The following is a 14166-nucleotide window of genomic DNA, read 5'->3' as shown; positions in this document are numbered from 1 at the left end:
GGTATAATGCAAGGTTTCGAATTCCAACCGTTTCCATTCGTTTCATCCCGTCATGCAAGATAAATACAGCCCCGCCGAAGTCGAACAATCCGCGCAGCAGCATTGGAACGCCATCGACGCCTACAAGACCGTCGAGAACGCCCGCGACAAGCAAGGCCGCGACAAGAAGAAGTTCTACGCCTGCTCGATGCTGCCCTACCCGTCCGGCAAGCTGCACATGGGGCACGTGCGCAACTACACCATCAATGACGTGATGTACCGCTACCTGCGCATGAGCGGCTACAACGTATTGATGCCCATGGGCTGGGACGCCTTCGGCATGCCGGCCGAAAACGCCGCGATGGCCAATGGCGTGCCGCCGGCGCAATGGACCTATTCCAACATCGAGTACATGAAGAAGCAGATGGCCTCGATGGGCCTGGCCATCGACTGGTCGCGCGAAATGACCGCCTGCTCGCCCGAGTACTACAAGTGGAACCAGTGGATGTTCCTGAAGATGCTGGAAAAAGGCATCATCTACAAGAAGACCGGCACCGTGAACTGGGACCCGATCGACCAGACCGTGCTGGCCAACGAGCAGGTGATCGACGGCCGCGGCTGGCGCTCGGGCGCGCTGATCGAAAAGCGCGAAATCCCGATGTACTACGCCAAGATCACCGACTACGCCGACGAGCTGCTGGACCACGTCGAAACCAAGCTGCCCGGCTGGCCGGAACGCGTGCGCCTGATGCAGGCCAACTGGATCGGCAAGTCGACCGGCGTGCGCTTCGCCTTCACGCATGACATCAAGGAAAACGGCCAGCCGATCAATGACGGCAAGCTGTTCGTGTTCACCACCCGCGCCGACACCATCATGGGCGTGACCTTCTGCGCCGTGGCGCCGGAACACGCGCTGGCCACCTTCGCCGCCCGCGACAAGCCGGAACTGCAGGCCTTCATCGCCGAGTGCAAGAAAGGCAGCGTCATCGAGGCCGACATGGCGACGATGGAAAAGAAGGGCATGCCGACCGGCCTGTTCGTCACCCATCCGCTGACCGGCGCGCAAATCGAAGTGTGGGTCGGCAACTACGTGCTGATCACCTACGGCGACGGCGCCGTGATGGGCGTGCCGGCGCACGACGAGCGCGACTTCGCGTTCGCCAGGAAGTACAGCCTGCCGATCAAGCAGGTGATCGCCGTGGAAGGCAAGACCTACTCCACCGACGCCTGGCAAGAATGGTACGCCGACAAGGAAAACGGCAAGGCCATTGCCTCCGGCAAGTATGACGGCCTGGGCAGCCAGGCCGCGATCGATGCGGTCGCCGCCGACCTGGCCGCCAAGGGCGTGGGCGAAAAGAAGGTCACCTTCCGCCTGCGCGACTGGGGCATCTCGCGCCAGCGCTACTGGGGCACCCCGATCCCCATCATCCACTGCCCGGATTGCGGCGACGTGCCGGTGCCCGAAAAAGACCTGCCGGTGGTGCTGCCGGAAGACTGCGTGCCGGACGGCAGCGGCAACCCGCTGAACAAGCACGAGCAATTCCTGCATGTCGACTGCCCCAGCTGCGGCAAGCCGGCGCGCCGCGAAACCGACACCATGGACACCTTCGTGGATTCGTCCTGGTACTACATGCGCTATACCTCGCCGCACAGCGACAAGGCCATGATCGACGCCCGCAACGACTACTGGATGCCGATGGACCAGTACATCGGCGGCATCGAACACGCCGTGCTGCACCTGCTGTACGCGCGCTTCTGGACCAAGGTCATGCGCGACTTCGGCCTGGTCAAGTTCGACGAGCCCTTCACCAACCTGCTCACGCAGGGCATGGTGCTCAACGAAACCTACTACCGCGAAGACGCCGCCGGCAAGAAGACCTGGATCAACCCGGCCGATGTGGAACTGACCTTCGACGACAAGGGGCGTCCGGTGTCGGCCATCCTCAAGGCCGACGGCCAGCCGGTGGAAATCGGCGGCACCGAGAAGATGTCCAAGTCCAAGAACAACGGCATCGACCCGCAAGCGCAGATCGACCAGTACGGCGCCGACACCGCGCGCCTGTTCACCATGTTCGCCTCGCCGCCGGAACAGACGCTGGAATGGTCGGGCGCCGGCGTGGAAGGCGCCAACCGTTTCCTGCGCCGCGTATGGGCCTTCGGCTACAACAATGCCGCGCGCATTGCCGCGGCCGGCAAGCTCGACGCCTCCCAGCTGGACGACGCGCTCAAAACCCTGCGCCGCGAAGTGCACAAGGTGCTGCAACAGGCCGACAACGACTTCAAGCGCATCCAGTACAACACCGTGGTCTCGGCCTGCATGAAGATGCTCAACACGCTCGAAGGCGCCAAGCCGGACGACAGCGCCGCCGCCAACGCGGTGGTCGCAGAAGGCTTCTCGATCTTCCTGCGCGTGCTCAACCCGGTGGCGCCGCACATCACCCACGCGCTGTGGCAGGAACTGGGCTACGCCCAGGCCTTCGGCGACATCCTCGACGCCGAATGGCCGCAGGTGGACGCCGGCGCGCTGGAGCAAAGCGAAATCAAGCTGGTGGTGCAAGTCAACGGCAAGCTGCGCGGCGAAGTGACGGTCGCCAAGGATGCCGACCGCGCCGCCATCGAAGCCGCCGCGCTGGGCAATGAAGACGTACAGAAGTTCGTCGCTGGCACCCCGAAGAAAGTCATCGTGGTGCCGGGCAAGCTGGTCAACATCGTGGTCTGATTTCGAACGGATATCCATGCACGCTCAAGCACAACAAACACGCATCGGGCAATGGTTGCTCATGCTGGCCGCCACCCTGCTGCTGGCGGCCTGCGGCTTCCACCTGCGCGGCGCGGCCGACCTGCCGTTCAAGTCGATCTACCTGGGCTTCGCGCCCAATTCGGCGGTCGGCGTGGAACTCAAGCGCAACATCCAGGCCAGCGGCACCAGGGTGGTCGACAACCAGAAGGAAGCCGAGGCCATCCTGAAGGTGATTTCCGATACCCGCGACAAACAGGTCCTGACCCTCAACACCGATGGCCGGGTGCGCGAATACGCGCTGTTCCAGCGCTTTACCTTCTCGGTGACCGACCCCAAGGGCGCCGTGACCATCCCGCCGACGGCCATCACCTTGCGCCGCGTGATCACCTACGACGCCAACCAGGAACTGGCCAAGCAGGCCGAAGAAGTGCTGCTGTACCGCGACATGCAGTCCGACCTGGTGCAGCAGATCCTGCGCCGCCTGTCGGCCTCGAAATCGGCGCTCTCGACCGAAAAGGCCGCGGCCGACGGCGACTCCTGAGCCGCGCCTGACGGAACCCGCCCCATGCAACTACGGCACGACGCCCTCGACACCCATCTCGGCAAAACGCTGGCGCCGCTGTATGTGATCGCCAGCGACGAGCATCTGCTGGCGCTGGAGGCGGCCGACAAGATCCGCCGCAACGCGCGCGCCAACGGGTATACCGAGCGCGAAGTGCTGGTGGTCGAGCGCAGCTTCAAGTGGGGCGAACTGCTGGCGGCCAACCAGTCGCAATCGCTGTTCGGCGACAAGAAACTGATCGAGCTGCGCATCCCCACCGGCAAACCCGGCAAGGATGGCGGCGCCGCGCTGCAGGAATATGCGGCCAACCTGAGCCCCGACAACCTGACCATCATCAGCCTGCCCAAGCTCGACTGGGCCACGCAAAAAGCGGCCTGGGTCGGCGCCTTGCAACAGGCCGCGGTCTACATCGACATCCCGCTGGTCGAACGCGCCCAGTTGCCGGGCTGGATCGGCAACCGCCTGGCGGCCCAGCAACAGAGCGCCGACCGCCCCTGCCTGGATTTCATCGCCGACCGCGTGGAAGGCAACCTGCTGGCGGCGCACCAGGAAATCCAGAAGCTGGCCTTGCTGCATCCGGCCGGCAAGCTCTCGTTCGAACAGGTGCAGGACGCCGTGCTCAACGTGGCGCGCTATGACGTCTTCAAGCTCAATGAAGCGATGCTGTCGGGCGACGTGGCGCGCCTGACGCGCATGATGGACGGCCTCAAGGGCGAAGGCGAAGCGCTGCCGCTGGTGCTGTGGGCGGTGACCGAAGAGATCCGCACCTTGCTGAAACTGAAGTCCGGCATGGCGCAAGGCAAGGCCGTCGGCGCCCTGCTCAAGGAATACCGCATCTGGGGCCCGCGCGAAAAGCTGATGGAACCGGCGCTGCGCCGCATCAGCCTGCCGGCGCTGCAAACCGCGCTGCAGGAAGCCGCGCATATCGACCGCATGGTCAAAGGGCTGCGCGCCAAGGCCTTCGCCGGCGACCCGTGGGATGCGTTGTCGCAGTTGGGGCTGAAACTGGCGCGCGGCCGCTGAATCAAAGCGGCCCTGGCCCTGGCCTCGGCATGGAATAAAATCAACAACCCGCCGGGATGACGGCGGGGACACATCAATACGGCAAGGCCGCCTCGCATCGAGAAGCGGGTTGCCGCAGGGAAGCAGAATCATGGAAAACATCACGCTCTACATGAACCAGATCGGCCAACGCGCGCGCGCGGCTTCGCGCGCCATGGCCCGTGCCGACACCGCCGCCAAGAACCGGGCGCTGCTCCTGATCGCCGCCGCCATCCGGCGCGACGCGGATGCGCTGCGCGCGGCCAATGCCAGCGACCTGGAAGCGGCGCGCGCCAATGGCCTGGCCGAAGCCATGCTGGATCGCCTGACGCTGTCCGACAAGGCCATCGCCACCATGGCCGAAGGCCTGGAACAGATCGCGCAGCTGCCCGACCCGATCGGCGAGATCAGCAACATGAAATACCGCCCCACCGGCATCCAGGTCGGCCAGATGCGCGTGCCGCTGGGCGTGATCGGCATCATCTACGAAGCCCGCCCGAACGTGACGGTGGATGCCGCCGGCCTGTGCATCAAGAGCGGCAACGCCACCATCCTGCGCGGCGGCTCGGAAGCGATCCACTGCAACCAGGCGCTGGCCAAACTGGTCAAGGAAGGCCTGGCCGGCGCCGGCCTGCCGGAAGAGGCGGTGCAGGTGGTCGAGACCACCGACCGCGCCGCGGTGGGCGCGCTCATCACCATGCCGGAATACGTCGACGTGATCGTGCCGCGCGGCGGCAAAGGCCTGATCGAGCGCCTGATCAAGGAATCCAAGGTGCCGATGATCAAGCACCTGGACGGCATCTGCCACGTCTACATCGACGACCGCGCCGATACCCAAAAGGCGCTGGACGTGGCCTTCAACGCCAAGTGCCACCGCTACGGCACCTGCAACACCATGGAAACCCTGCTGGTGGCGCGCGGCATCGCCGCCGCCGTCCTGCCGCCGCTGGCCGAGCTGTACCGTGCCAAGGAAGTGGAACTGCGCTGCGACCCCGAGGCCGCCGCCATCCTGGCCGGCTATCCGCTGCTCAAGGATGCCGTGCCCGAGGACTGGGACACCGAATACCTGGCGCCGATCCTGTCCATCAAGGTAGTGGCCGATATGGACGAAGCGATCGAGCACATCAACCATCACTCGTCGCAGCACACCGAGAGCATCATCACCGAGGACTACACGCGCGCCATGCGTTTCCTGCGCGAAGTGGATTCGGCCTCGGTGATGGTCAACGCCTCGACCCGTTTCGCCGATGGCTTCGAATACGGCCTGGGCGCCGAGATCGGCATTTCCAACGACAAGCTGCACGCGCGCGGCCCGGTCGGGCTGGAAGGCCTGACCTCGCTCAAGTACGTAGTGCTTGGCCAGGGCCAGGTGCGCCAGTAAGCCGCCTCGGCGGCATCATCGGCGACACCGGCAGCAATCAGGTAATCAGGCGGACACAAGCCGCCGCCATCATGGCGCTGAAACTGTCCGCCATGCGCGGACAGGCGGCGGCCGTCCATCCCATCGACCAGCCAAGGAACACCATGCTCTGGATCAAAGCGCTGCACATTGTCTTCATCGCCTCCTGGTTCGCCGGGCTGTTTTATTTGCCGCGCATCTTCGTCAACCTGGCGCAAGAGAGCGAACTGGTGGCGCGCGAGCGCCTGCTGGGCATGGCGCGCCGGCTGTACCGTTTCACCGGCATCACGGCGCTGGCGGCGCTGGGCTCCGGCCTTTGGCTGCTGGCGCTGACCTGGCAATTCTGGCGCGGGCCGGGCAACGGCTGGCTGCACGCCAAGATCTTCCTGGTGCTGCTGGTGATCGGTTACCACCATGCCTGCGGTTCGCTGCTCAAGAAATTCGAACTGGGGAAAAATACGCGCAACCATGTCTGGTTCCGCTGGTTCAACGAAGTGCCGGTGCTGCTGCTGCTGGCCATCGTGATCCTGGTCGTGGTCAAGCCATTTTAAGAAGCGCCCTTCGCCAGGGGCGGGCAGTCTGTTTCGGGTCGTACACCATCCACTCTCATCAGCCAACCGGAGCCGGTCATGAGCAAAACCTGTGAATACTTCTTCGCGCCGCATTCGCCGTTCGCCTACCTGGGCCACGAGCGCTTCGTCGCCCTCGCCGAAAAATACGACGTGCAGATCCTGCCCAAGCCGTTCGACCTGTCGAAGATCTTCGGCGTCTCCGGCGGCCTGCCGCTGGCCAAGCGCGCCCCGCAGCGCCAGGCCTACCGCTTGAAGGAACTGGCGCGCTGGAGCGAATTCCTCGGCAAGCCGATGCACCTGCAGCCGACCTATTTCCCGGTCAACAGCGACACCGCCGCGCGCATGATCATCGCCGCCCAACTGGCGCACGGCACCGCCGCCTCGCTCAAGCTGGCCGGCGCCGTCATGCGCGGCGTGTGGGAAGAGCAAAAGAACATCGCCGACAACGACACGCTGGCGACCATCGCCAACGTACTGGACCACGACGGCGCGGCGCTGCTGAAGTCGTCGGAAACCGCCAGCGTGCAGGCCGAGTTCGACCGTTTCACCGATGAAGCCAATGCCGCCAGCGTATTCGGCGCGCCGTGGTTCATCTATGAAGGCGAAGGCTACTGGGGCCAGGATCGCCTGGACTTCGTCGAACGCGCATTCGCCAAGTCCTGAGGACTTCAGCGGTAAAATGACGCCGGGTCGCGCATTCGCGGCCCGGCGTCCTCATTTGGACATGACACACAACGGACAAAAGGTACTCCCATGCAATCCTTCCAGACCACCTATTCCTACTTCTGCCCCTGCCCGCGCGGGCTGGAAGCCGCCCTGGCCGAAGAACTCAACGAGATCGCGCAACACGCCGGACCGGCCGCCGCGCTCAAGGTGCACAACCAGGTGCCGGGCGGCGTGCACTGCTCGGGCACGCTGCTGGCGGCCTACCAGTTGAACCTGCATTCGCGCATCGCCAGCCGCGTGCTGCTGCGCATGGCGCACGGTTCCTACAAGAACGAAAACGACATCTACGACCTGACCCTGGCCCAGCCGTGGGAAGACTGGTTCAAGGTCTCGCACACCATCCGCGTGGACATGACGGCGGTCAAGTCGCCGCTGCGCAGCCTGGAATTCACCACGCTCAAGATCAAGGACGCCATCTGCGACCGCTTCCTCGAACTGATGAAGCTGCGCCCGTCGGTCAACACCAAGACGCCTGACATGCGCATCGCCGGCTTCGTCGACGCCCACAATTACACGGTCTACCTCGACACCTCCGGCGAAGCGCTGTTCAAGCGCGGCTGGCGCGAGGAAACCGGCGACGCGCCGCTGCGCGAGAACCTGGCCGCCGGCCTGTTGCGCACTTCCGGCTGGAAGCCGGGCGTGCCGCTGTTCGACCCCATGTGCGGTTCCGGCACCATCCTGGCCGAGGCCGCGCAAATGGTGGCCGGCGTGCCGCCGGGCGCGCGCCGCCGCTTCGCCTTCGAGAAGTTCAGCAACTTCGATGCCGAAACCTGGCTGGCCATCAAGGGCGACTTCAAGCCCAATCCGCTGCCGACTACCCCAACGCTGTTCGGCAGCGACATCTCGGGCGACATGGTCGAGCTGACGCGCCATAACCTGGCGCGCGCCGGCATCCAGTTCGAGATCCCGTTGAAACAAATCGAGGCGCAGGAAGTGAAACCGCCGGTCGGCGCCGACGGCAAGCCGCTGGTCGGCATCATCCTCACCAATCCGCCCTATGGCGAGCGTATCGGCGTGCGCGGCGACCGCGCCTTGCCAACCGAAGAATTGTTCGCGCAGTTCTTCAGCGCCTTCAGCACCACGCTCAAGCAACGCTTCGCCGGCTGGAGCGTGTTCCTGTTCTCGGCCGACCTCGGCCTGCCCAAGCTGATGCGCCTGAAGGAGTCGCGCAAGACCCCGTTCTTCAACGGCGCGCTGGAATGCCGCCTGTTCCGTTTCGACATGGTGGCCGGCTACAACCGCCGCGAAGAAGCCAAACCGCCGGTCAACAGCGGCGAAGACTGAGCCTTCACGCGGGAGGGGAAGCGATTGCCGGGTGATTGCCGGGTGATTTCCTGCCAATCACCCGGCGATTGTCAACCTCAACGAGACAATCCTTCCCGCGCAAACGGATTTATCCGCCCCCGATCTTTCCCTAAAGTGTCGTCATGAACAGCCGTTCCACAACGCAATGCGCGTCATCCGGCTGCCTCATCCACACACTTATCCGGGGAATATCATGACGACCGTCACCACCAATACCAAAGCCGACTACGCCGCCTTCCTGCTGCGCGTCACCATGGGTATCTTCTTCCTGATCCATGCCGGATTGAAGATCTTCGTCTTCACGCCGGCCGGCACCGCGGGCTTTTTCGCCTCGCTGGGCGTGCCCGGTTTCCTGGCCTATCCGGTGATGCTGCTGGAAGTGGTCGGCGGCCTGGCGCTGCTGCTGGGTTATTACGGCCGCTGGCTGGCCATCCCGCTGGCGCTGGACCTGCTGGGCGCGATCGTGCTGGTGCACGGCCCGGCCGGCTTCTTCTTCACCAATCCGAAGGGCGGCTGGGAATACCTGGCGCTGTGGATCGTCGGCCTGGTTGCCGTCCATCTGCTGGGTGACGGCGCTTTCGCCCTCAAGCGCGAACATCGCAACTAAGAAATCCCAAGTACCCAAGCACCGTTCGGACTGGGCAGGCCCGTCAAGGGCCGTATCGAAGACACGCAGACGGCGCGCCGTCGATACGCGGCGCAGCCGCTACTCAGGACCAACGGGGAGTAGCATGACCAACCATTCCACCGGAGAGCACCATGTCCGATTCCATGCCCCTGCCCTCGCTGTTCGTCTCGCACGGCTCGCCCATGCTGGCCGTGGAACCCGGCCGCACCGGCCCGCTGCTGTCGGGCATCGGCGCCGCCCTGCCCCGACCCAAGGCGATCGTGATCGTCTCGCCGCACTGGGAAACCGCGACCGCGCGCGTGGGCAACCAGCCCAGGCCGCCGGTGATCCACGACTTCGGCGGCTTCCCGCAAGCGCTCTACCAACTGGATTATCCGGCCCCCGGCCAACCGGCACTGGCCGAGCATGTGGCGCGCCTGCTGCGCGACGGCGGCGTGCCGGCCGGCGCCGATGGCAGCTGGGGCCTGGACCATGGCGCCTGGGTGCCGATGCGCTACCTGTATCCGCAAGCCGATGTGCCGGTGATCCAACTGTCGCTGCAGTCGCACATGCCGCCGGACTACCACTATCGCGTCGGCCAGTTGCTGGCGCCGCTGGCCCGGGAAGGCATCCTGCTGATCGGTTCCGGCAGCTTCACGCATAACCTGCGCGAACTGCACCGCAACGATCCGGCCGCGGCCGACGCACCGCATACGATGGCGTTCCTGCACTGGTTCCTCGAACGCATGCATGCCGGCGACCTGCAAGGCCTGTTCGGCTACCGCAGCACCGCGCCGCATGCGGTGCGCAACCATCCCAGCGACGACCATTTGCTCACGCTGTTCTTCGCCATGGGCGCGGCCGACGACTGGACGCAGTTCGTGCACCTGGACAGCGGTTCGACGTATCATAGCCTGCGCATGGATGCCTTCGCCTTCGGCTCGGCCTCCAAACTGTTGGCACAACTACCGGCAGCCGCCTGAGCCATTCCGGGGACACGAGATTTGAACAAACTGCGGGAAATCGAATGCTTCATCGCCGTGGCCGAACTGGGCAGCTTCGTCAAGGCCGCCGATGCGCTGGGCATCTCCAAGGCGGCAGTCTCGCGCACCGTCCTTGAACTGGAAGCGCGGCTGGGCTCGCGCCTGATGCAGCGGACCACGCGCCGCCTCTCCCTGACCGAAGCCGGCACCCTGTACCTGGAACGCTGCAAGCAGATCATGGCCGCGCTGGAAGAAGCCGACGACCTGTTGCTGGCCGGCGCCTCCAACCCCGGCGGACTGCTGCGCATCAACGCGCCGCACACCTTCGGCGTACTGCACCTGGCGCCGCTGTGGCCGATGTTCATGGAACGCTATCCCGGCGTGGCGCTGGACATCACGCTGTCGGACCGCATCGTCGACATCATCGACGAAGGCTTCGACATGGCCATCCGCATCGCCCGCCTGTCCGACTCCACGCTGGTGCACCGCAAGCTGACCAGCACCAACCTGCAAGTGTGCGCCTCGCCCGACTATCTCGAGAAATACGGCACGCCGACCCATCCGCACGAACTGGCGCGGCACCAGGCCATCAGCTACAGCTACAACACCAGCAAGGACGGCTGGCAGTTCAACGGCCCCGAAGGCCCGGTCAGCGTCAAGATGCACTCGCGCATGCACGTCAACAACGGCGACAGCTGCGTGGCGGCGGCGCTGGGCGGGGCCGGCATCACCCGCCAACCCACCTTCATGATCGACCACTATCTGCGCAGCGGCCAGCTGGTGCCGCTGCTGCCCGGATACACCTCGCCCGAACTGGGCATCTACGCGGTCTACCCCAGCCGCGCGCATCTGCCGCCCAAGGTGCGGGCGATGCTGGACTTCCTGTCCGAGGCCTTCAAGCAAGTGCACTGGAACGACTGAGCGCCGTCTTCCGGCCCGGTCTTCTTTCTCCGACATTCTTCCCATCGTTTGGGATGAATGCGTCTGTGCAGAATTTTCATGCTTCATCCAACGCATTTTCTGGTGCTGCCGGACTACACTGCGCCTCTCCGAAATTGGTATGACCATTGCATTGGTCGGCGATTTTGTCGCAGGCGGGCGACTTCATGTTCTCGATACAAAAAACATGGCTCGCGTTACAAGGCACGAAATTTCCCCGCAATACGATCCACCAATGCAGAAAAATCGAGGCAATTCTTGATCGGCATCAATAGAGATCGCTCGCTTTCATGGCGGCGCCCACCTTGTTCCCCGGCTTGACATCCTCCTGTGGATCGCTCAAAGTGACCATATTGCAGACCATATGTCCATATAATGAACATACGGTCTAAGAGACCAATCAATGAGGAGAACCCAATGAGCGCGCCCATGCCAGCCGATTCGAAGATGATGCCCTACCAATTTCCCAACCCCAAGGAAGCCCCGCTGGAGATCGTGGTCAACCCGGCCATTCCCGAAGACGAGCGCATCTGGGTGCCGCAGGCCGAGAACGTCTGGTTCCGCCCGCTGTGCCTGAACGTCTCGCAAGGCTACTGGACCAACCTGCTGCGCGTGCGCAAGTCCGGCGTGCTGTCGCGCCACCGCCACCCGGCGCCGGTGCACGGCATGGTGTTGAAGGGCAAATGGCGTTACCTGGAACACAACTGGATCGCCGAGCAAGGCAGCTATGTGTTCGAACCGCCGGGTGAAACGCACACCCTGTTCGTGCCCGAAGACGTGGAAGAAATGATCACCTACTTCCACATCACCGGCGTCATGTTCTACTGCGACCCCTGGGGCAAGTTCGAGGGCTACGAAGACGTCTATACCAAGCTCGAGATGTGCCGCAAACACTACGAAGCGGTCGGCCTGGGCGGCGATTACGTCAACCGGTTCGTGAGATAAGTGAGATAAGCATGGCCTACAACAACGCCGACTACGATTTCAAGGATTGCGTGGCTGTCGTCACCGGCGGCAACGGCGGCATCGGCGCGGCCATTGGCGAACGCCTGGCACGCGCCGGCGCGCAAGTGGTTTGCTGGGACCTGAAGGCCAATCCGGCCTCGCCGTTGCGGCAGGAGGAAGTCGACATCACCGACCCGGCTGCCACCGATGCCGCCGTGCAGCGCCTGCTGGCCGACACCGGCCGCGTCGACTTCCTGGTCAACAACGCCGGCTATGCCGGCTCCACCGTGCCGCTGGACGAATATGACGTGGCCGAATGGCACCGCATCGTCAACGTCAACCTGCTGGGCGTATTCCACACCTGCCGCAGCGTGACGCCGGCCATGCGCGCCGCCGGCAGCGGGCGCATCGTCAACATCGCCTCGCTGGCGGGCAAGGAAGGCACGCCCAACGCGTCGGCCTACAGCGCCGCCAAGGCCGGCGTGCTGGCCCTGACCAAGTCGCTGGGCAAGGAGCTGGCCAATGCCGGCGTGCTGGTCAACGCACTGGCGCCGGCCGCGGTGAAGACCACGCTGCTGGAGCAGATGTCGCCCGCGCACGTGCAGAACATGATCAACAAGAGCCCTATGGCGCGCCTGGGCACGGTCGACGAAGTCGCCGAGATGGTGGCCTGGCTATGCTCGGGGTCGTGCACCTTCAATACCGGCGCCGTGTTCGACCTCTCCGGCGGCCGCGCGACGTACTGAATGCAGTCCGGCCCATCACCGGAATGGGCAGCAGCAAAGAATGATCCGGACAAGAGGCGGTCGCGGGAGGGTGCAGCCAAGCAGCATCCCGCGCCGGACCGGCCGGCAACGGCCGATCAAACACGCGCCGGCGGCATCCACAACGCCGGCGACGACAGTGCCGCCCCACCCAAAAAGCTTTCCGTATCAAGCATCGCGCAAAGACGATGTTGGCAGGAAGCGACCAAATGGCTTACTCATTCACTTTGGAGACACACTTCATGGAAGTTCAGAAAGAAAAGAGCCCCAAGCTCAAACGCATCCAGGTCGTCGCGCTGACGTTCCTGATGCTGGCCGGGATCGTCAACTACCTTGACCGCAGCACCCTGTCCATCGCCAACCATTCCGTGAGCCAGGAGCTGGGCCTGTCGGCCTCGCAAATGGGCCTGTTGCTGTCGGCCTTCTCGCTGGCCTATGCCTTCTCGCAACTGCCCATCGGCGCCATGCTCGACAAGTTCGGCGCACGCGTGATGCTGGGCGCGGGCATGTTCATCTGGTCGGTGGCGCAGTTGGCCGGCGGTTTCGTCACCAACCTGCAGCAGTTCCTGGTGGCGCGCGTGTTCCTGGGCCTGGGCGAAGCGCCGCAGTTCCCGGCCGGCGCCAAGGTGGTGTCGGAATGGTTCGCCATGCGCGAGCGCGGCGGCCCCACCGGCATCTTCGTCGCCTCCTCGACCATCGGCCCGGCCCTGGCGCCGCCGATCCTCACCGTGCTGATGCTGTCCTTCGGCTGGCGCATGATGTTCGTCATCATGGGCGTGCTGGGCATCGCGGTGTCGGTCGGCTGGTACCTGTTCTACCGCAACCGCAACGAAGTCGAACTGACCCCGTCCGAAGTGCTGTACCTGGCCGACGACAACGACAATGATCCGAACGCCAACGCCAAGCTGACCTGGGCCGAATGGAAGAGCCTGTTCAAATACCGCACCACCTGGGGCATGCTGTTCGGCTTCATGGGCGTGATCTACATGGTGTGGCTGTACCTGACCTGGCTGCCGGCCTACCTGGAGCATGAGCGCCACCTGTCGATCGCGCGCACCGGCTGGGTAGTGGTGATCCCCTACATCTTCGGCACGCTGGGCATGCTGTCTTCGGGCTACATCGCCGACGGCCTGATGAAGCGCGGCATGCCGGCCATCCGCAGCCGCAAGTGGCCGATCTGCGCCGGCCTGATCGGCGCCGGCGCCTTCACCATCCCCGCCGCCTACACCCCCAGCACCACCATGGCGATCGTCTACATCTCGCTGGCCATGGCATTCGTGAACATGGCCTCGGGCGGCGCCTGGGCGCTGGTCTCGGTGGCGATCCCGCGCCGCCTGGTGGCGTCGCTGGGCAGCATGCAGAACTTCGGCGGCTACCTGGGCGGCTCGCTGGCCCCGGTGATCACCGGCGTGGTGGTGGACCAGACCCACTCCTTCGTCAACGCACTGCTGATCAGCGCCGCCGTGGCTTTTGCCGCCGCACTGGTCTACATGTTCGTGGTGAACAAGCCGATCGACGCGCACGCCTGATCGTCTATGCGCCCCGACTCCGTTCGCCCTGAGTAGCCCGCAGGGCGTATCGAAGGGTAGTCCGAGCGCGGAACG

13 protein-coding genes are annotated in these 14166 nt (G+C 64.5%); all 13 read left to right on the top strand.

Annotation, left to right across the window (positions count from 1 at the left end):
- Positions 1–52 precede the first annotated feature (52 nt).
- The 13 genes from leuS to AC07N6_RS02420 all read left to right on the top strand — a co-directional run bounded on the left by leuS (position 53) and on the right by AC07N6_RS02420 (position 14091).
- Positions 53–2698, top strand: coding sequence for a leucine--tRNA ligase (gene leuS / locus AC07N6_RS02480; RefSeq protein WP_494780738.1), 2646 nt, complete (start codon positions 53–55; stop codon positions 2696–2698).
- Between the two features lie 16 nt (positions 2699–2714).
- Positions 2715–3260, top strand: a complete 546-nt coding sequence (locus AC07N6_RS02475) for an LPS-assembly lipoprotein LptE (protein WP_494780737.1) — start codon at positions 2715–2717, stop codon at positions 3258–3260.
- Between the two features lie 24 nt (positions 3261–3284).
- Positions 3285–4304, top strand: coding sequence for a DNA polymerase III subunit delta (gene holA, locus AC07N6_RS02470; RefSeq protein ID WP_494780736.1), 1020 nt, complete (start codon positions 3285–3287; stop codon positions 4302–4304).
- A 130-nt stretch (positions 4305–4434) separates the two neighbouring features.
- Positions 4435–5703: a glutamate-5-semialdehyde dehydrogenase gene (locus AC07N6_RS02465; protein WP_494780735.1), complete on the top strand. Its 1269-nt coding sequence runs from the start codon at positions 4435–4437 to the stop codon at positions 5701–5703.
- A gap of 143 nt (positions 5704–5846) precedes the next feature.
- On the top strand, positions 5847–6272 hold the full coding sequence (locus AC07N6_RS02460) for a CopD family protein (RefSeq protein ID WP_494781267.1): 426 nt from the start codon (positions 5847–5849) through the stop codon (positions 6270–6272).
- Between the two features lie 78 nt (positions 6273–6350).
- Positions 6351–6956 (top strand): 2-hydroxychromene-2-carboxylate isomerase, encoded by a 606-nt coding sequence (locus tag AC07N6_RS02455; protein ID WP_494780734.1) that lies wholly within the window; start codon positions 6351–6353, stop codon positions 6954–6956.
- A gap of 90 nt (positions 6957–7046) precedes the next feature.
- A complete protein-coding gene (locus AC07N6_RS02450; protein ID WP_494780733.1) occupies positions 7047–8303 on the top strand; it encodes a THUMP domain-containing class I SAM-dependent RNA methyltransferase in 1257 nt (418 codons plus the stop codon).
- 214 nt (positions 8304–8517) lie between these two features.
- Positions 8518–8931 (top strand): DoxX family protein, encoded by a 414-nt coding sequence (locus AC07N6_RS02445; RefSeq protein WP_494780732.1) that lies wholly within the window; start codon positions 8518–8520, stop codon positions 8929–8931.
- A gap of 152 nt (positions 8932–9083) precedes the next feature.
- Positions 9084–9914, top strand: a complete 831-nt coding sequence (locus AC07N6_RS02440) for a dioxygenase family protein (RefSeq protein WP_494780731.1) — start codon at positions 9084–9086, stop codon at positions 9912–9914.
- 21 nt (positions 9915–9935) lie between these two features.
- A complete protein-coding gene (locus AC07N6_RS02435; protein ID WP_494780730.1) occupies positions 9936–10835 on the top strand; it encodes a LysR family transcriptional regulator in 900 nt (299 codons plus the stop codon).
- Positions 10836–11270: 435 nt separating this feature from the next.
- Positions 11271–11798 carry a 2,4'-dihydroxyacetophenone dioxygenase family protein gene (locus tag AC07N6_RS02430; RefSeq protein ID WP_494780729.1) on the top strand — a complete coding sequence of 176 codons (528 nt, stop codon included), beginning with the start codon at positions 11271–11273 and terminating at the stop codon, positions 11796–11798.
- Positions 11799–11809: 11 nt separating this feature from the next.
- Complete coding sequence (locus AC07N6_RS02425) at positions 11810–12544, top strand: SDR family NAD(P)-dependent oxidoreductase (protein ID WP_494780728.1); 735 nt, start codon at positions 11810–11812, stop codon at positions 12542–12544.
- A 260-nt stretch (positions 12545–12804) separates the two neighbouring features.
- The gene (locus AC07N6_RS02420) at positions 12805–14091 is read left to right on the top strand and encodes an MFS transporter (RefSeq protein ID WP_494780727.1); all 1287 of its coding nucleotides are present in this window, start codon (positions 12805–12807) and stop codon (positions 14089–14091) included.
- Positions 14092–14166 lie beyond the last annotated feature (75 nt).

This window comes from Herbaspirillum sp. GW821-FHT09A12 (assembly GCF_059418325.1).
The sequence above is the reverse complement of the archived record's forward strand: the minus strand, read 5'-3'. Positions and strand labels throughout refer to the sequence as shown.